Origin of the sequence: Microbacterium yannicii (assembly GCF_024055635.1) — a bacterium.
Classification (GTDB): domain Bacteria; phylum Actinomycetota; class Actinomycetes; order Actinomycetales; family Microbacteriaceae; genus Microbacterium; species Microbacterium yannicii.
Window position 1 is genome coordinate 58,377 of sequence record NZ_JAMXMB010000035.1, and the last position, 16,965, is coordinate 75,341.

17 protein-coding genes are annotated in these 16,965 nt (G+C 71.6%); 9 read left to right on the forward strand and 8 right to left on the reverse strand.

All coding sequences use genetic code 11. The annotated features are described in order from the left end of the window. Nucleotides 1-33: 33 nt before the first annotated feature. From NCG93_RS14455 to NCG93_RS14475, 5 genes are all read right to left on the reverse strand, one after another. Nucleotides 34-495 carry a DUF3237 domain-containing protein gene (locus tag NCG93_RS14455; protein ID WP_194412471.1) on the reverse strand — a complete coding sequence of 154 codons (462 nt, stop codon included), beginning with the start codon at nt 493-495 and terminating at the stop codon, nt 34-36. Beyond that, nucleotides 492-2,018 carry an acyl-CoA synthetase gene (locus NCG93_RS14460; RefSeq protein ID WP_194412472.1) on the reverse strand — a complete coding sequence of 509 codons (1,527 nt, stop codon included), beginning with the start codon at nt 2,016-2,018 and terminating at the stop codon, nt 492-494. The genes NCG93_RS14455 and NCG93_RS14460 overlap by 4 nt, the downstream gene beginning before the upstream one ends. Before the next feature lie 191 nt (nt 2,019-2,209). Continuing rightward, the gene (locus NCG93_RS14465; RefSeq protein WP_194412473.1) at nt 2,210-2,662 is read right to left on the reverse strand and encodes a MaoC family dehydratase; all 453 of its coding nucleotides are present in this window, start codon (nt 2,660-2,662) and stop codon (nt 2,210-2,212) included. 47 nt (nt 2,663-2,709) lie between these two features. Beyond that, entirely contained in the window at nt 2,710-3,612 is a 903-nt protein-coding gene (locus tag NCG93_RS14470) for an amidohydrolase family protein (protein ID WP_194412474.1), read from the reverse strand. A 144-nt stretch (nt 3,613-3,756) separates the two neighbouring features. After that, nucleotides 3,757-4,701, reverse strand: coding sequence for an SDR family NAD(P)-dependent oxidoreductase (locus NCG93_RS14475; protein ID WP_194412475.1), 945 nt, complete (start codon nt 4,699-4,701; stop codon nt 3,757-3,759). Nucleotides 4,702-4,795: 94 nt separating this feature from the next. Between NCG93_RS14475 and NCG93_RS14480 the strand changes: the two genes are divergently transcribed. Further along, nucleotides 4,796-5,260: a MarR family winged helix-turn-helix transcriptional regulator gene (locus NCG93_RS14480; protein ID WP_194412476.1), complete on the forward strand. Its 465-nt coding sequence runs from the start codon at nt 4,796-4,798 to the stop codon at nt 5,258-5,260. Between the two features lie 221 nt (nt 5,261-5,481). On the opposite strand, the gene NCG93_RS14485 is transcribed toward NCG93_RS14480, so the two are convergent. From NCG93_RS14485 to NCG93_RS14495, 3 genes are all read right to left on the reverse strand, one after another. Continuing rightward, nucleotides 5,482-6,708, reverse strand: coding sequence for an MFS transporter (locus NCG93_RS14485; RefSeq protein ID WP_241741567.1), 1,227 nt, complete (start codon nt 6,706-6,708; stop codon nt 5,482-5,484). Nucleotides 6,709-6,801: 93 nt separating this feature from the next. Continuing rightward, on the reverse strand, nt 6,802-7,986 hold the full coding sequence (locus NCG93_RS14490; RefSeq protein ID WP_194412477.1) for a 4-hydroxybenzoate 3-monooxygenase: 1,185 nt from the start codon (nt 7,984-7,986) through the stop codon (nt 6,802-6,804). Nucleotides 7,987-8,232: 246 nt separating this feature from the next. After that, a complete protein-coding gene (locus tag NCG93_RS14495) occupies nt 8,233-8,985 on the reverse strand; it encodes an IclR family transcriptional regulator (protein ID WP_194412478.1) in 753 nt (250 codons plus the stop codon). Nucleotides 8,986-9,127: 142 nt separating this feature from the next. Between NCG93_RS14495 and NCG93_RS14500 the strand changes: the two genes are divergently transcribed. The 8 genes from NCG93_RS14500 to NCG93_RS14535 all read left to right on the forward strand — a co-directional run bounded on the left by NCG93_RS14500 (nt 9,128) and on the right by NCG93_RS14535 (nt 16,938). Then, nucleotides 9,128-9,886: an IclR family transcriptional regulator gene (locus NCG93_RS14500; RefSeq protein WP_194412479.1), complete on the forward strand. Its 759-nt coding sequence runs from the start codon at nt 9,128-9,130 to the stop codon at nt 9,884-9,886. A 921-nt stretch (nt 9,887-10,807) separates the two neighbouring features. Then, nucleotides 10,808-11,677, forward strand: coding sequence for a protocatechuate 3,4-dioxygenase subunit beta (gene pcaH / locus NCG93_RS14505; RefSeq protein ID WP_194412480.1), 870 nt, complete (start codon nt 10,808-10,810; stop codon nt 11,675-11,677). Continuing rightward, the gene (gene pcaG, locus NCG93_RS14510) at nt 11,677-12,276 is read left to right on the forward strand and encodes a protocatechuate 3,4-dioxygenase subunit alpha (protein ID WP_194412481.1); all 600 of its coding nucleotides are present in this window, start codon (nt 11,677-11,679) and stop codon (nt 12,274-12,276) included. The genes pcaH and pcaG overlap by 1 nt, the downstream gene beginning before the upstream one ends. Continuing rightward, nucleotides 12,266-13,795 carry a lyase family protein gene (locus NCG93_RS14515; protein ID WP_206687282.1) on the forward strand — a complete coding sequence of 510 codons (1,530 nt, stop codon included), beginning with the start codon at nt 12,266-12,268 and terminating at the stop codon, nt 13,793-13,795. The genes pcaG and NCG93_RS14515 overlap by 11 nt, the downstream gene beginning before the upstream one ends. Then, nucleotides 13,792-14,586, forward strand: a complete 795-nt coding sequence (locus NCG93_RS14520) for an alpha/beta fold hydrolase (RefSeq protein WP_194412482.1) — start codon at nt 13,792-13,794, stop codon at nt 14,584-14,586. Before NCG93_RS14515 ends, NCG93_RS14520 begins: the two co-directional genes overlap by 4 nt. Beyond that, nucleotides 14,583-14,984 carry a 4-carboxymuconolactone decarboxylase gene (pcaC, locus tag NCG93_RS14525; protein ID WP_194412483.1) on the forward strand — a complete coding sequence of 134 codons (402 nt, stop codon included), beginning with the start codon at nt 14,583-14,585 and terminating at the stop codon, nt 14,982-14,984. The genes NCG93_RS14520 and pcaC overlap by 4 nt, the downstream gene beginning before the upstream one ends. A gap of 56 nt (nt 14,985-15,040) precedes the next feature. Then, nucleotides 15,041-15,475, forward strand: a complete 435-nt coding sequence (locus NCG93_RS14530; RefSeq protein WP_194412484.1) for a MarR family winged helix-turn-helix transcriptional regulator — start codon at nt 15,041-15,043, stop codon at nt 15,473-15,475. A gap of 95 nt (nt 15,476-15,570) precedes the next feature. Then, nucleotides 15,571-16,938, forward strand: a complete 1,368-nt coding sequence (locus tag NCG93_RS14535) for an alpha/beta hydrolase family protein (RefSeq protein WP_194412485.1) — start codon at nt 15,571-15,573, stop codon at nt 16,936-16,938. The last annotated feature ends 27 nt before the right edge of the window (nt 16,939-16,965 follow it).

Below are 16,965 nucleotides of genomic sequence, written 5' to 3' on the forward strand. Positions count from 1 at the left end.
TGAGCTTCCGCGGTTGCCGGGGCGACGGGACCCTCAGATGACGCGGTAGGCGACGTAGCGGACGCGGCTCGCCTCGCGGATGTACGACGCGACGTAGACCGTGCGCTCGAACTCGGGGCGCGCGGCGGACTCCAGCGTCAGGGCGGCGCGGAAGTAATAGGCGTCCGGGTCGACGTCGTCGCCGCGCAGCAGCGCCTCGAGCACGCCGGGATCGCCGCTGCGGACACCGCGGGCCCGGATGTAGAGCAGCGACCCGTCGTCGGCGCGGGCGCTGTAGCGGCCGTCGATCTCGATGGACCCGTCCGCCCGCACGACCTGCCAGTCGGCGCCGCCGGCGAGGATCGTGCCGGTGAACTCGCCCGTGATGGTGCCGCCGACCACCGGGATGATGCGGCGATGGCCGGCGCGGGTCATGCCATGGTCCTCCAGCGGACCGAGCTCGGCCACGACCTCGAACGCCGGCACGAGCGACGGCACCGGCGGGACGCGCGTCATCGGCCCTCGCCGAACCGCGCCCGCAGGTCGGCCTTGCGCACCTTGCCGGACGCCGTGCGCGGCAGGTCTTCCACCACGACGACGTTCTTCGGCAGCTTGTAGCGGGCGAGCACGCCGTCGAGGCGGGAGCGCACGATCTCGGTGTCGACCTCGGCCCCCTCTTTGACCGTCACGACGGCCCACGGCACCTCGCCCCAGCGGTCGTCGGGCACGCCGACGACGGCCACGCCCGAGATCCCCTCGATGTCCGAGATGAGGCTCTCCACCTCGGCGGGATAGATGTTCTCGCCGCCCGAGATGATCATGTCCTTCAGCCGGTCGGCGATGTAGAGGTACCCGTCGGCGTCGAGGTAGCCGAGATCGCCGGAGCGGAACCAGTGGTCGTCGGTGAACGCGGCCGCGGTCGCCTCGGGCTGGCCGTGATAGCCGAGGAAGACGTTGGGGCCGGAGATCTCGATCTCGCCGACGGTGCCGCGCGGCACGACGTCGCCGTGCTCGTCGGTGATGCGCACCTCGGTGAAGAAGTGGGGCAGGCCGACGCTGCCCTGCTTCTCGCGGGTCATCGACGGGGCGAGCGACGTCGCGCCCGGCGAGGTCTCGGTCATGCCGTAGCCCTGCGAGAACGACAGCCCACGCTCCTCGTAGGCGTTGAGGATGCGGGTGGGCACGGCCGAGCCGCCGCACGTGAGCTTCTGGAGTGTCGAGAGGTCGGTCGCCGCCCAGTCGGGATGGTCCGCGAGCATCTGGTACGTGGTGGGGACGCCGCTGAGCATCGTGACGCCGTGCCGCTGGATCTGTGCGAGCGCGCGCCCGGGCTCGAAGCCCTTCTCGAGGACGAGGGTCGCCCCCTTCAGCACGACGGGCAGCGCCCCCATGCCGAGCGAGGCGACGTGGAACAGCGGCGAGATCATGAGCGAGACGTCCGTCGAGACGACGTCGTAGTCGACGATGCAGTTGAGGGCGACCCACGTGAGGTTGCCGTGGCTCAGCACCGCGCCCTTCGGGCGTCCGGTCGTGCCAGACGTGTAGATGATCGCGGCCGGATCGTCGAGGCCGACCTCGGCGATCGTGTGGCCCACCGGGGCATCGGCGACGAGGCGGGCGAGACCGGGATGCTCCGGCAGGCCTTCGCCGGTGACGATGACGTGGGCGATCCGGCCGGTCTGGACGCCGGCCATCGCGCGGTCGAGGAACTCCGGGTCGAGGACGAGGGCGCGGGCGCCCGAGTCGACGAGCACGTGCTCCATCTCAGGCCCCGCCAGCCGGGTGTTCACCGGCACGAAGACGGCTCCGAGCTGTGCGACGGCGAACATCACCTGCAGGAACTGCGGGCTGTTCTCACCGATGTAGGCGACGGCATCGCCACGGCGGATGCCACGATGCCAGAGGGCGGCCGCGACGTGGTCCGCGGCATCCGCCATCTGCCGATAGGTCAGCTCGACGTCACCGAAGACGACCGCCGTCTTCCCGGGGTTCTTGAGCCGTCGCTGGGCGAGCCAGAACCCGATTCCCTGCGTGTGCATCGTTGCGGAGTCCTCTCCTTCGAGGAAGGCCTGCGTAGTCTGAGCGTGAGCCGGTCCCTGAGCGTGAGCCGGTCCCTGAGCTTGAGCCGGTCCCTGAGCTTGAGCCGGTCCCTGAGCTTGTCGAAGGGCCGCTTCGACAAGCTCAGCGACCGGAGCGAGCTCAGCGACCGGAGTGAGCCCAGCGACCGGAGTCAGGCGTAGAAGCGGTACAGCCCTCGGGCGACCACCGCGGGCTTGTCTGCGCCCTCGATCTCGATGGTCTGGTCGACGGCGAACTGGAAGCCGCCGCGCACCTCGGTGACCTCGGCGATGACCGCGCCGCCGCGCACGCGGGCGCCGACCTTCACCGGAGAGACGAAGCGCACCTTGTCGAGGCCGTAGTTGACCTTCGTGGTGACCCCGGTGACATCGAACAGCTCGGACCAGAACTTCACGGTGAGTGACAGGCTCAGAAAGCCGTGGGCGATGGGTCCGCCGAACGGACCCTCGGCCGCCCGCTCCGGGTCGACGTGGATCCACTGGTGGTCGTCAGTGGCGTCGGCGAACAGGTTCACGCGGTCCTGCGTGACTTCGAGCCACTCGGTGAAGCCGAGGTCGGTGCCGGCGAGCCCGGCGACGTCGGCGCAGTCGACGGTGGTGGTCATGGTTTCTCTCCTTGGGTGAGGACGGTGAGGGATGCCGCGGCCCGGCGTCAGCCGAGCTTCAGCAGTCGTGCGGCGTTGGCTTTGAGGATGCCGGGCATCACTTCCGGCTTGAACAACCCGGTCGCCGAGCCCTTCGAAGGGTTCTCGGCGTCGCGGAGCCAGCGGTCGGGGGTGAGCAGCGGGAAGTCCGAGCCGAAGAGCACGCGGTTCTTCAGGTAGGAGTTCGCGGCGCGGACGAGCGCCTCGGGGAAGTACTTCGGGCTCCAGCCAGACAGGTCGATCCAGGTGTTGTGCTTGTGGGTCGCGACCGAGAGGGCTTCGTCCTGCCAGGGGACCGACGGATGCGCCATGATGATCTGCAGCTCGGGGAACCGGGCGGCAACCGGGTCGAGCAGTATCGGGTTGGACCGGCCGAGCAGCAGGCCGCGTCCGCCCGGAAGGCCCGCGCCGATCCCGGTCTGTCCGGTGTGGAAGAGCGCGACGACCCCCGCGTCCTGCAGCGTCTCGTACAGCGGGGAGTGCGCGGCGTCGGACGGGTCGAACCCCTGCACGGTCGGATGGAACTTGAACCCCCGCACGCCGTGGTCCTCGACCAGGCGGCGGGCGTCGTCGACCGCGGTCGGCTTGAGCGGGTCGACCGAGCCGAACGGGATGAGCACGTCGTTGTTGCGGGCGGCTCCCTCGGCGATGTCGGCGCTCGAGATCGGAGACTGGCCGAGGTTCGTCTCCGCGTCGACCGTGAACACGACGGCCGCCATGTTCCGCTCGCGGTAGTACGCGGCGACGCCGTCGAGGTCGGGGTTCGGGCCGTCGGTGCTGAAGTACTTCGCCGCCGCGTCGCGAAGGTCCTCCGGCAGCGACGAGTGACCGTGGTGGTCGACCTCGATGTGGACGTGCACGTCGATCGCGGTGAGCGCGTCGACGTCGATCGCGGGTTCGTAGCGGGTCATGGCGGGTCCTCAGTGGGTCAGTGGCCGGAGCCCGAGGGGGATGCCGCGGTCCCTGAGCTTGTCGAAGGGCGCTTCGACAAGCTCAGCGACCGATTCCGGCGTGCGCGGGGCGAGGGCATGGGCGTTTCGTCTCGCTTCGCTCGCTCAACGACCGGTCGGCGCCGGGCGCTGGAGTTCCTCGGGGAGCGGCGGGAACTTCTCGCCGACGGACTGCAGGTCGCCGGCGGCGTCGGCGAACCCGGACGCGAGGTCGTCGTACGACCAGCCACCGTCGTGGTACGCGGTCGCGACCGCCTCGGGGTGCGACCACACCTGCAGACGGTCCCCACCGATGCCGATGGCCTGCCCGGTGACGCCGGCCGCGGCATCCGATGCGAGATAGGAGATCAGCCCCGCGACGTCGTCCGACGTGCCGAACCCGAGGTCGTGCCGGAAGAACGCGGGCATCGGCTCGCCGGCCGCCTCGGCCTCGACGGCCGCGGCGAAGTAGGGGACGGTCGCGGTCATCGCGGTCGCGGCGACCGGGATGACGGCGTTGGCGGTGATGCCGGCCTTCTTGAGCTCGAGCGCCCACGTGCGCACCATGCCGACGATGCCCGCCTTCGCGGCGGCGTAGTTCGTCTGCCCGAAGTTGCCGCGCTGACCGGTCGGCGAGCCGATGCAGATGATGCGGCCGGGGATCTGGTTCTCGCGCATGTAGGTGGCGGCTTCGCGCACGCACGTGAAGGTGCCGCGCAGGTGCACGTTGATGACGGTGTCGAAGTCGTCGTCGGTCATCTTCCACAGCACGGTGTCGCGCAGGACGCCCGCGTTCGTGACCAGGATGTCGAGCCGCCCGAACGTGTCGACCGCGGTCTGCACCAGCTTCTTCGCGGTCTCGGTGGAGCCGACCGGAGCGACGACGGCGACAGCCCGGCCGCCCTCGCCCTCGATGGAGGCGACGGCTTCCGCGGCGGTGGCCTCGTCGACGTCGTTGACGACCACGGCGGCGCCCTGACGGGCGAGCTCCTGGGCATAGGCGAGGCCGAGGCCGCGGCCCGAGCCGGTGACGATGGCGACCTTGCCGTCGAGGGGGGCGTGCGAAGACATGCGTGAACTCCTTCGTGTCGGGGTCCATTGAAGCCCTAACCGTTGAATAAGTCAATCATTCCGTTCGTCTATGAAGTCGAGTAGCATCGTGGCCATGCCGAAACCCGCCGACGCCGTCGCACCTTCGGGGCTCCGGTCGTCGGCGCTGACCGACGATGTGAGTTTCCTGCTGGCCCGCGCGAATGCCATCGCGCTCGCCGCCGGTAACGCCGCGCTCGCCGAGCACGGGCTCAAGGCCCGGTCGTACTCCGTGCTCGTGCTCGCGTCGGGCGACGCTCGTCCTTCGCAGCGAGAGCTCGCCGAGTTCCTCCGTCTCGACCCCAGCCAGGTCGTGAGCCTCGTCGACGAGCTGCAGTCCCGCGGCCTCGTGGAGCGCCGGCCGGATCCCTCGGACCGCCGCGCGAACGTCGTCGTGGCGACGGATGCCGGGCGCTCGCTCGTCGCGATCGCCCGCGAGTCCGCGCGCACCGCCGAGGAGCGCGTCCACGGTCAGCTCAGTGCCGACGACCGCGAGACCCTCGGCGCGCTGCTTCGCGCACTGGCCTTCCCCGAGGAGTAACCCCAGCGGGTCCGCCGCGCGCTGGGGTGGGCGCGCCGGGTTCGTTCTTATCGCCCGCGTTCGGGTGACGCGATGCACGGCTACGCGGGGTTCGTTGCCGCGTGTTGCGACCCCGAACTTCTGCGGCCGGCATTCAGGGGGGCGCGAAGCGTGGCTGGGCTGCGGTGGTTGCCGCGAACTGTGACCCCGAACGCGCGGGCGGGGCTGCGGAGGCGGAGGGGTCAGCGGCGCTCGAGGACGTAGCGGTTGCGTCCTGCGAAGAGCCCGACCACGGTGAGGGCCGCGAGCACCGCGAGCACCAGTGCGAGCGAGGCGATCCAGTCGCCCGTCAGGCTGTGGAGGGCGCCGAAGGCGATCGGCCCGAGCGCGGCGATCACGTAGCCGACCGACTGCGACATGCCCGACAGTGCTGCCGACGCGTCGTGGTCGCGGGCCCGCTGGGCCATCAGCGTGAGCGACATGGCCAGCGTCGCGCCGCCGGTGAGTCCGATGAGCGATGCCCACAACAGCAGGGCGCTCGGCGCGAGCATGAGACCCGCCACACCCACGATCGCCAGGGACGGGATGAGGGCGGGCGCCCACCGCTCCAGTCCGCCGCGCAGGATCAGCGGCAGCAGCAGGCAGCCGGCGAGCGAGAACAGCTGGTAGACCATGACGTCGATGCCGGCCACCACCTCGGTGCGGCCGATCGACATCGACAACGGTGCCAGCCAGGTCACGAACATGTAGAACATGGATGCCTGAAGGCCCATGTAGACCGCGACCAGCCACGCGATCGGGTCGCTCCAGATCCCCGTGCGGCCCCGCGGTGAGGACGCCCGCACATGGGCGTGCTCCGCGCCCCGGTGCGCCCACCACCACCCGGCGATCGCGAACGGCAGCAGTGCGGCGCCCGTCACGAGGAGCGCGATCCGCCAGCCGGCGGGATCCCCGCCGAGGGGGATGTGGGAGATCGGCACCACGACGCCCGACGACACGGCGCCGAGTCCCGCCAGCAGCGCCGTGTAGGCCGCCGTCACCGCCGCGACGCGCGTCGGGAAGTCGCGCTTCACCACGGCGGGCATCAGCACGTTGATGATCGCGATCCCGATGCCGACGATCGCCGTGCCGATCCACAGGCTGACGACGGGCCCCGGGATCGAGCGCACCAGCGTGCCGGCCAACAGGACGAAGAGCGACCACATCAGCACGCGCGGCTGCCCGAACCGCCGGCTCAGGTCGTGCGCGAGCGGCGAGAACAGCGCCCATGCGACCAGCGGGACAGCCGCGAGCACACCCAGCGCCGAGACCGACATGCCGGTGTCGGCGCCGATCTGGTCCAGCAGTGGTCCCAGGCCCGTGATCGCCGGCCGCATGTTCGCTGCGACGAGGCACACCGCCACGAGCAGCATCGCGACCGACGCCGTACGCGACGGCTCGGGCGGTGCAGTCCGCGACGATGGGGCCATAGGGCTCGGACTATAGCCCAGGCGGCGGCTGCGGCATCCGTTCATTCCCGTTCAGCGGCAGTGCTCGGTGTCCGGAGCCGGCCGCGGCGTGGGTCAGGCGAGGCCCTCCAGCGGCCAGCCGGTGTAGGCCTCCGCGAGGAAGCGGCGGCCGGCCTCCGACTCCACGACGGAGCGCAGCTCGCCGAGCTGGCGCAGGCGGTCGAAGTCGGAGGCGTCAGGGGCCACGTGCAGCATGTTGGTCATCCACCACGAGAAGTGCTGGGCCTTCCAGATGCGGTGCAGCGCGTTCTCGGGGAACGCCTCGATCAGGCGGTCGTCGTTCTCGAGCAGCAGCGCCCGGAGCGCCCGCTCGAGCACCAGCACGTCGGCGACGGCGAGGTTCATGCCCTTCGCGCCGGTCGGCGGCACGGTGTGCGCGGCGTCGCCGATGAGAGCGACGCGGTTGTTGAGCAGCTGGTGCGCGACGAAGCTCCGGAAGCGCAGCACGTCGCGCTGGAAGATCGGCCCCTCCTTCAGCGTCGTGCCGGGCACGCGCGACTGGAGTTCGTCCCACAGCTGCGCCTCGCTGAGGGCGCCGGGGTCGGCATCCGGATCGCACTGGAAGTACATGCGCTGCACCGTCGCGCTGCGCTGGCTGATGAGCGCGAAGCCGTTCGGCGAGTTGCTGTAGATGAGCTCCTCGGCGCTCGGCGGCGCCTCGCACAGGATGCCGAACCACGCGAACGGATACTCGCGGAAGTAGCCTCCGGTGTGCGAGCCGGTGACGGCCTCGCGCACGACGCTGCGTGAGCCGTCGGCTCCGACGACGAAGTCGGCCTCGATCTCGAGGGGTGATCCGTCGGCGTCGGTCGCGATGAGACGGGGGCGATCGGATGCCGCGTCCTCGACGCGCACCGCGCTCACGCCGAAGCGGAGGTCCTGGCCCTTGCCGAGGCGCACGGCGATGAGGTCCTTGAGCACCTCGTGCTGCGGATACAGCCAGACCCCGCGTCCGACGAGGTCGGCGAAGTCGATGCGGTGACCCGCGCCGGCGAAGCGGAGCTCGATGCCGTCGTGGCGGTTGCCGACCGTGCGCACACGGCTGGAGGCCCCCGAGGAGTCGAGCACCTCGACCGTGCCCTGCTCGAGGATGCCGGCGCGGATCGTGGTCTCGATCTCGTCGCGGGAGCGCTGGTCGATGACGATCGACTCGATGCCGGCGATCCCCAGCAGGTGCGAGAGCAGAAGGCCGGCGGGTCCGGCCCCGACGATGGCGACGCGGGTGCGGATCGTGGACATGAGCGTCTCCTTCGACGTTCCGGGGTGTGGGATGCTGCGCCCCAGTGTGGCCCGGCGGCGCCGGCGTTGGGTCGGATTCCCGTTGAACGGGACGGGTGAGCGCCCGGTGCGGCGATCCGCCGCGAGGACGGGAGGAGCTGTGAGGAGCGGAGGAGATGTGAGGAGCGGAGGAGATGTGAGGAGGGGACGAGGGATACCGGGGGAATTGGTCCTCCGCTCCTCACACGTCCTCCGCTGGTGACGGGCTCAGCGGCGGTCGGCGCGAAGCGCGGCCTCGATGCCCGCGACGGCGTCGCGCAGGGCGGCGACGGCGGCATCCGGATCGGTCTCGCGCGGCAGTACCACCGAGAGTGCGGCGACCACCTCTCCGGCGTCGCGGATCGGCACGGCGACGCCGGTCGAGACCGCCTCGATCGAACCCGGCGCCACCACCACCCCGGAGCGGCGCACCTCGGTGAGCAGGCGGCGCAGGCGTGCGGCATCTGTCACCGTCTCTGGCGCCAGAGCGCGCAACGGCCCGGCCAGGACGCGCTCGCGCAGCGACGAGGGAGCGTAGGCGAGGAGCACGAGACCCGACGACGACGCGTGCAGGGGCAGGCGGCCGGCGATGCGGGTGATGTTGGCGCCGGCGTCGGGGTGGGAGAGGCGTTCGAGGAAGAGCGCCTCGTCCTGCTCGAGCACCGCCAGCTGCGTGTGCTCGCGGATGCGGGCCTGCACCTGCTCCATGTACGGGAGCGCTGCCTGGCGCAGGCGGAGCGCCGTCGAGCCACGGAGGGCAAGCTCCCACAGGCGCAGGCCGAGGTGCACGCGGCGGTCCTCGTCGCGTTCGAGCAGGCCGGCGGCGACGAGCTCGTCGACGATGCGGTGCGCTGTCGAGGACGGGAGTCCCGCGCGTCGCCCGATCTCGGCGGCCGACTGCATCGAGCGCTCGGCCGTGAAAGTCTCGAGCACGCGCACGATGCGGTCGGTCATCGAGTCGCCGGAGGGCGAGTTGGCCATGCGCCCACTCTGCCATCCGAGTGCCCACGGCGGGTTTCGTCTCGCTCGTTCCTCGCTCGCTCAACGACCGGGCTGGGCGCCACCGCCCCGCTCGCTCGAACGACGCCGCGAGTCCCGGAGTAACGTCGGTCGGGGAGGCGGCATGGCGGACGGCGAGGGCGTGCTCGAGCGCACGCTGCGGGTGCTCGGATGCTTCACCGACGACGAGCCGGCCGTTACCGCGACGACGCTCGCGGCGCGCACCGGGCTCGCCTCGTCGACGCTGCACCGCCTGCTCGCGACGCTCGTGGCCGAGGGCTTGCTGACGCGGGGTCCGGGTCACACGTACGCCATCGGCCCGCGCCTGTGGGAGCTCGGCGAGCTCTCGCCGCTATCGCTGCGCCTGCGCGAGACGGCGCTGCCCCACATGGTGCGGCTGTACGAGGCGACGGGCGAGAACGTCCATCTCGCCGTGCTCGACGGCGCGACGCCCGAGACGACGAGCGCGCTGTACGTCGGGCGCCTTACCGGCCGCCAGTCCATCCCGACCCTGAGCCGCATGGGCGGTCGCGGGCCGCTGCACGTGACCGGCGTCGGCAAGGCCCTCCTCGCCACGCGCGACGAGGTCTGGCTGCGGGAGTACTTCCGTGCGCCGCTCGAGCGGGAGACCGTGCACTCGATCACGACTGAGGCGGAACTCCGCGCCGACATCGCTCGCACCCGCGCCCTCGGCTACGCCACGACGCGGGAGGAGATGACCCTCGGAAACGTCTCGGTCGCGGCCGCGCTGCCGCGGGTCGAGGGCCTCCCGGCCATCGCCCTCGGCCTCGTCGTGCACCTCGAACGCGCCGACGAACGACGGCTCGGCCCGCTCGTGGTGCAGGCGGCTGCCGAGCTGCACCGCGATCTCCGCCACTCCTGAGGCGACGGATGCCGGAGGCCGCGGCATCCGTCCGATCCCGGTCGCTGAGCGAGTGGCCGGTGCCGCTTCGCCTCCGCGCCGGCGTCGCTGGTCCCGCGTGCCCGTTGTCTCTCCGGGTTTGGGGCGCATGCCGTGCGTTCGGGGCGGACGGCGCACGCCCCGAACGCACGTGATGCGCCCCAAACCCCGGAGGGGGACGGATGCCGGGGCCCGCTGCCGGGTCCGTGCCACGGGCCTTCCGCGCCGATGTCTCCCAGCGTTTGGGGCGCATGCCGTGCGTTCGGGGCGCACCGCGCGCGCCCCAAACGCACGCATCGCGCCCCAAACCCAACTGGCGACGGATGCCGGAGGCCGCGGCATCCGTCCGATCCGGGTCGCTGAGCGAGTGGCCGGTGCCGCTTCGGCGCCGCGCCGGCGTCGCTGGTGCAGCGTGCCCGTTGTCTCCCCGGGTTTGGGGCGCATGCCGTGCGTTCGGGGCGCACGGCACACGCCCCGAACGCACACGGTGCGCCCCAAACCCGAAACGGAACGGATGCCGCGGCCCGCTGCCGGGGTCGTCCCACCGGTCCCGCGCCGGTGTGTCTCCCCACGTTTGGGGCGCATGCCGTGCGTTCGGGGCGCACGGCGCGCGCCCCGAACGCACGTGGTGCGCCCCAAACCCGAAAGGGAACGGATGCCGCGGCCCGCTGCCGGGGTCGTCCCACCGGTCCCGCGCCGGTGTGGCTCCCGGCGTCTGGGGCGCATGCCGTGCGTTCGGGGCGGACCCCGCGCGCCCCGAACGCACGTGGTGCGCCCCAAACCCGACAAGCGACGGATGCCGCGGCCCGCGGCATCCGACATTCCCACTGGATGGGAATCGCCGACGCAGGAGAAACGCGGCGGTGCGAACCTGGGACCACCCGAGTCGTCGAAGGAGACCTCATGACCGCGACCCAGCCCGATCCCCGGGGCGAGGAGGCGTTCTCGTCGTCGGTGGTGCTCGAGCAGAACGCAGCGGCGCCGGAGTCGCTGCTCGCCTCGCCCGACCAGCTGACACAGAACGAGATCACGCAGGAGATCGTCGACTACCACGCCGCCGCCGCCCGGCGCGAGGAGGCCGGGGAGTGGCAGAACATCAGCCTGCACGACTTCCCGCCGTACCGGTCGAGCGTGCTGCGCCACCCGACCAAGAACCCGAAGCTCGTCGACCCCGAGACGATCGAGCTGTGGTCGCCGGCCTTCGGCCAGCGGGATGTCGCTGCCATCGAGTCCGACCTGACGCTGCAGCACCTCGGCGAGCCCCAGGGTGAGCGTATGACCGTCGAGGGCCGCGTCCTCGACTCATGGGGGCGCCCGGTCGCGAACCAGCTCGTCGAGATCTGGCAGGCGAACGCCGCCGGCCGCTACATCCACCAGCGCGACCAGCATCCCGCCCCCCTCGACCCGAACTTCACCGGGGCCGGCCGCATCGTCACCGACGACGACGGGTTCTACAAGTTCACGACGATCAAGCCCGGCGCCTACCCGTGGAAGAACCATGTGAACGCGTGGCGTCCCGCGCACATCCACTTCTCGATCTTCGGCTCGGGCTTCACGCAGCGCCTCGTGACGCAGATGTACTTCCCTGGCGACCCGCTGTTCCCGCTCGACCCGATCTACAACACCATCTGGCGTCAGAAGGACCGCGACCGGCTCATCGGGCTGTACGACCACGATCTCTCGGTGCCGGAGTTCTCGATGGGCTACCGCTTCGACATCGTGGTCGACGGCCCCGACGCGACCTGGTTCGAGCCCGAAGAAGGAGAGCACTGATGGCCGCCGAGCTCAACCAGCGTGGGGCGCGCGTGAAGCGCGACCTGGGCCCGAAGACCCACGAGGCCACCGGTGGGCAGACGGTCGGCCCGTTCTTCGCCTTCGGCCTGGACTACCCGAAGAAGCACGAGGTCGTCTTTCCGCACAGCCCCGGTGCGATCGTGCTCGGTGGGACGGTGTTCGACGGCGCCGGTGCGCCGATCCCCGATGCCGTCGTCGAGATCTGGAGCGCCGACGAGAACGGCGAGATCCCGCGCGCGCACGGTGCCTTCCGCCGTGACGACCACTCCTTCACGGGCTTCGGCCGTGCCGCGACGACGGACGTCGGCCGCTACGAGTTCTGGACGCGCAACCCCGGTCCGATCGAGGGCGGTGCCCCGTTCTACTCGGTCGTCGTCTTCGCGCGGGGACTCCCCGACAAGCTCGTGACCCGCATCTACCTGCCCGAGCACGACGACCTGCTCGCGGCGGACCCGCTGCTGTCCTCGCTCGACGCCGACGAGCGCGCTACGCTCATCGCGACGCGCCTGCCGAACGGACACCTGCACCACGACATCCACCTGCAGGGCGAGAAGGAGACCGTGTTCCTTGCCTTCTGACCGTGACCGGCCCCCACTCGATGAGGGCCTGCTCTCGCCGGTGACCGTGGGTCACGACGAGACGGTGACGGATGCCGCGTACCTCGACGCACTGGTGACCGCCGAGGTCGCGCTGGCCCGGGCTTACGGCGAGCTCGGCCTCGCGCCCGCGGACGCCGTGGACGAGATCGAGACGGAGTTCGGCTGGCGGGGTGGATTGCGCGGATGCCGCGACCACGGCGTCGATCCGACCGCGCTGGTGGCGGCATCCGTGGCAGGTGGGAACCCCGTGATCCCGCTCGTCGGCCGGCTCAAGGAGCGAGTGTCGGACGACGCCCGCGCATGGGTGCATCGGGGCGCGACCAGTCAGGACATCGTCGACACGGCCCTGATGCTGCTCGCTCGCACCGCGACCAGCAAGGTGGTCGCCGCGCTGGCGCACACCGAGGTCTCGCTGCGCTCCCTCGCGCGCTCCCGTCGCGACGAGGTGGCGGCCGCCCGGACGCTCACGCAGCACGCGGTGCCGACCACGGTGGGCCTGCGCGCCGCAGTGTGGCTCCGCGGCGTCACGCGTGCCAAGGAGCGCGTCCAGGCCGTGGAGCAGCAGCTGCCCGCACAGCTGGGCGGTGCCGCGGGGACGCTCGCATCGTTCACCGAGATCGCCGGACCTGATGCCGCCGCCGGCCTGCCCGCCGCGTTCGCGGGCGAGCTCGGGCTCGCCGTGCCCGACGCACCCTGGCACACCACGCGCTGGCCCATCACCGAGCTCGGCGACGCGCTCGTGCAGGCGATCGACGCAGTCGGCAAGATCGCGGCGGATGTCGCGACCCTCAGCCGCACCGAGATCGCCGAGCTTGCCGAGGGGTCGGGCGGGGGATCGTCGGCGATGCCGCAGAAGCGCAACCCCGCGGCATCCGTCCTCATCCGCTCCGCCGCCCTGCGCGCACCGCAGCTGGGGGCGACGCTGCATGTCGCGTCGGCGCTCGCGGCCGATGAGCGGCCCGACGGCGCGTGGCACGCGGAGTGGCCGACGCTCCGGGAGCTGCTGCGTCTCGCCCTCGGCGCGACGGCTCACGCGGCCGCGCTCGTCACCGACCTGCACGTCGACACGGACGCCGTCGCCCGCAACCTCGCCGCGACGCGCGGGCTCATCGTGGCCGAGCGGCTGGCGCTCGTGCTCGGCCCGGTGGCGGGTGCCGAGGCCGTGTCGCGCCTCGTGTCGGACGCGGCTGCGGGCGGCGACGGTCTCGATGCCGACCACTTGGCGTCGGCGCTGGCCGGCATGCCGGAGGTCGCCGCGCTCGCCGCCGAGCACGGGTCGACACCCGAGGCGTTCGTCGCCGACCTGATCGACCCGGCGAACTACACCGGCCTGGCCGGACGGCTCGTGGACGACGCGGTCGCCCTGTCCGGACTGTCCGGCGCGGACGCCCGTCCCCGGCTCGGGGCGCACGACGTGCGTTCGGGGCGCGCGGCGCACGCCCCGAAAGCACGCGACGCGCCCCAAACCCCGCTCTCGGACCAGGAGGAGAACGCGTGACCATCCCCGCCATCGCCGTCACCCCGCCCGTCGGCCCTTCGACCAGCTCAGGAACCGACGCTCCCACGCTCGTGCTCGGTCCGTCGATCGGAACGTCGACGCTGCTGTGGTCGCGCGTGATCCCGCTGCTTGCGGAGCGCTTCCGGGTCGTCGCCTGGGACCTGCCCGGACACGGCGCCGCGGCGCCCACGACGGACCCGTTCACGGCGGCAGATCTCGCCGACGCCGTCGCCGCGGCCGTCGAAGGGCCGTTCCACTACGCCGGCGTCTCGTTCGGCGGCTGCGTCGGGCTCGAACTGCTGCTGCGCCACAGCGATCGCATCGGCGGGGCGGCGATCATCGCCTCCGGCGCCGTGATCGGCACCCCCCAGGGGTGGTACGACCGTGCCGCGCAGGTGCGGGCGCAGAGCACCTCGAGCCTCGTCGTCGGATCCGCCCAGCGGTGGTTCGCACCCGACACCATCGCGCGCGACCCCGACCTCACCGGCCGTCTGCTGCACGTGCTGCAGAACGCCGACGACGAGTGCTACGCGCTGTGCTGCGAGGCGCTCGCCGACTTCGACGTGCGCGACCGCCTGGCCGAGATCGAGACGCCGGTGCTCGCGGTGTGGGGTCATCACGACGCCGTCACGCCTGAGGCATCCGCGCGCGAGATCGCGGACGGCGTGCAGCAGGGTCGCGCCCTCGGCATCCCGGATGCCTCGCACCTGCCCCCGGTGGACGATCCTGTCGCGACGGCCGCGGCGCTCACCGAGTTCTTCGACGCCATCGCTCAGGAGCGGGCCGCATGAGCCGCCCCGCGGGTGAGGGCCTCACCGACGAGGAGCGCTACGAGCAAGGCATGGTCGTGCGCCGCGAGGTGCTCTCGGACGCGCACGTCGACCGGGCCATCGCCGGCACCACCGCGCTCACCGGCGACTTCCAGGACTTCATCACCCGCGTGGCGTGGGGAGATGTCTGGTCGCGGCCGGGTCTCGACCGCCGCTCTCGCTCGGTCGCGGTGCTCACGGCGCTCATCGCACTCGGACACCACGAAGAGCTGGCGATGCACCTGCGCGCGGCCCTGCGCAACGGGCTGACGGTCGACGAGATCAAGGAAGTGATCCTGCAGGCCGGTGTCTACTGCGGCGTTCCCGCGGCCAATACCGCCTTCCGCATCGCGAGCGAGGTCTTCGCCGAGCAGGCTTAACCGTGCTTGAACCTCGCACGTCGTAGGCTTCATCGCATGACGGACCCGGGGACCGCATGACGGCCGAGCACGCGCCCCGCATCCTCTATCAGGTCAAGCAGGTCGAGCTGGCGGTGCGGGGGCGCCTCGATGCGGTCGTCCGACCCCACGGCATCACGGTCACCCAGTACACGGCGCTCACGGTGCTGGAGCAGCATCCCGGAATGAGCTCCGCCCAGCTCGCCCGGCACGCGTTCGTGTCGGCGCAGGCGATGGAGGGGATCGTGCGTGCGCTCGGCGACGCCGGCCTGATCGCGCGCGTGCGCGACACGGACAACCGCCGGCGCATGACGATCTCGCTCACCCCTGCGGGTGTCGCTTTGCTCGCGGCGTGCCGCAGCGACGTCGACCGCATCGAGGCGGAGGCGTTCGCGGGGCTGTCGGCGTCGGAGCGCGTCCGTCTGGGCACCTGGCTGCAGGATGCCCGGCGCGCGCTCGAGGAGTCGCACTGACCCATTGACTCACCATCAGGAAACTTGATAATGGTCCTAGCCCCGTCGCCGTCGCCGGAGCCACTGTCGATGATGACAACGGAAGGACCATCCCCATGTCCCCGCACGTTCGCACACGCATTCTCGGAGTCGCAGCCGTGGCCGCCGGCGCACTGGTCTCCGCCGGTCTCGTCGCCCCCGCCGCCGTCGCCGCCACCCCGGGGGAGTACTCCGGTTCGCTGCCCACCGGAACGACCTGGCTCGCCTCGGTGCCCTCGGACTGGAACGGCACCGTGCTGCTGTACAGCCACGGCTATCGCCCCTCGTTCGTCCCCGGCAACCCGGCGTCCGTCGCGCCCAGCGATGCGACGAAGGCGCTGCTGCTCGAGGAGGGCTACGCGCTCGTCGGCTCGTCGTACGCCGCGAGCGGCTGGGCGGTTCCGACCGCGGTCGACGACCAGCTGCAGTCGCTCGACGCGATGCTCGATCAGACCGGCCTCGATCCCGACCACATCCTGGCCTACGGCACTTCCATGGGCGGCCTCGTCACCGGTCGGATCGCGGAATCCGCGGGCGACGTCATCGAGGGCGCGATGCCCACGTGCGGGCTCATGGAGGGCGGCGTCGACCTCAACAACTACCAGCTCGACGGAGCGCACGCGATCGACCAGCTGCTGGCTCCGGCGCAGGACATCGACATCGAGGGCTACGCGACGCTGAACGACGCGTTCGCCGCGTCGTCGCAGCTGAGCGCCGCGGTGGAGGCGGGCCAGCAGACGCCGGAGGGTCGTGCGCGCGTGGCGCTGGCAGCGGCCCTGTTCCACCTCTCGGACGGCGTCGTCGCGGCCGACGCGCCCACCGACCCCGCCGTCGCACAGGAGGCGCTCTTCTCCCAGCTCGTCGGCACGATCGGGTTCGTCACACCGGGGCGCTTCGACATCGAGTCGACCGCGGGTGGCAATGCGACGTGGAACGTCGGAGTCGACTACCAGAAGCTCTTCGCCCAGTCGGCGGACCGGGGCCTCGTCCGGGAGCTGTACCGACAGGCCGGCCTCGACCTCCGCGCCGACCTGGCCGCGCTGACGGCGACGGCGGACGTCGTCGCCGACCCGGGGTCGGTCGAGACGCTGCGTGCGTCGTCAGGGCTGACCGGCGACCTCGAGATGCCCGTCCTGTCGCTGCACACCCTCGACGACGTGCTCGCGCCGGTCCAGGTCGAGCAGGAGTACGCGGAGGACGTTCAGTCCGCGCGCGACCAGAGGCTGCTGCGGCAGTACTTCGTCGACCACGTCGGGCACTGCAACTTCACGCCGGCGGAGATCGCGGCCGGCATCGAGACCCTCATGGACCGCGTCGAGAGCGGACACTGGCGCGGTCAGTCGGCCGAGCTCATGAATCGCCTCGCCGCGTCGCTGGACGAGAGCGGATCGGCGTTCGTGTCGACCAAGCCCGGCGAGTTCCTCGCCGACCGCGAACGGCGCTGATCTCGCGCGGAGAGCACCCCGGTCGCG

Excerpts from the sequence above, each read along its gene's own strand:
- NCG93_RS14455 (WP_194412471.1), bottom strand. The coding sequence starts at position 495 with ATGACGCGCGTCCCGCCGGTGCCGTCGCTCGTGCCGGCGTTCGAGGTC.
- NCG93_RS14460 (WP_194412472.1), bottom strand. The coding sequence starts at position 2,018 with ATGCACACGCAGGGAATCGGGTTCTGGCTCGCCCAGCGACGGCTCAAG.
- NCG93_RS14465 (WP_194412473.1), bottom strand. The coding sequence starts at position 2,662 with ATGACCACCACCGTCGACTGCGCCGACGTCGCCGGGCTCGCCGGCACC.
- NCG93_RS14470 (WP_194412474.1), bottom strand. The coding sequence starts at position 3,612 with ATGACCCGCTACGAACCCGCGATCGACGTCGACGCGCTCACCGCGATC.
- NCG93_RS14475 (WP_194412475.1), bottom strand. The coding sequence starts at position 4,701 with ATGTCTTCGCACGCCCCCCTCGACGGCAAGGTCGCCATCGTCACCGGC.
- NCG93_RS14480 (WP_194412476.1), top strand. The coding sequence starts at position 4,796 with ATGCCGAAACCCGCCGACGCCGTCGCACCTTCGGGGCTCCGGTCGTCG.
- NCG93_RS14485 (WP_241741567.1), bottom strand. The coding sequence starts at position 6,708 with ATGGCCCCATCGTCGCGGACTGCACCGCCCGAGCCGTCGCGTACGGCG.
- NCG93_RS14490 (WP_194412477.1), bottom strand. The coding sequence starts at position 7,986 with ATGTCCACGATCCGCACCCGCGTCGCCATCGTCGGGGCCGGACCCGCC.
- NCG93_RS14495 (WP_194412478.1), bottom strand. The coding sequence starts at position 8,985 with ATGGCCAACTCGCCCTCCGGCGACTCGATGACCGACCGCATCGTGCGC.
- NCG93_RS14500 (WP_194412479.1), top strand. The coding sequence starts at position 9,128 with ATGGCGGACGGCGAGGGCGTGCTCGAGCGCACGCTGCGGGTGCTCGGA.
- pcaH (WP_194412480.1), top strand. The coding sequence starts at position 10,808 with ATGACCGCGACCCAGCCCGATCCCCGGGGCGAGGAGGCGTTCTCGTCG.
- pcaG (WP_194412481.1), top strand. The coding sequence starts at position 11,677 with ATGGCCGCCGAGCTCAACCAGCGTGGGGCGCGCGTGAAGCGCGACCTG.
- pcaC (WP_194412483.1), top strand. The coding sequence starts at position 14,583 with ATGAGCCGCCCCGCGGGTGAGGGCCTCACCGACGAGGAGCGCTACGAG.
- NCG93_RS14530 (WP_194412484.1), top strand. The coding sequence starts at position 15,041 with ATGACGGCCGAGCACGCGCCCCGCATCCTCTATCAGGTCAAGCAGGTC.
- NCG93_RS14535 (WP_194412485.1), top strand. The coding sequence starts at position 15,571 with ATGTCCCCGCACGTTCGCACACGCATTCTCGGAGTCGCAGCCGTGGCC.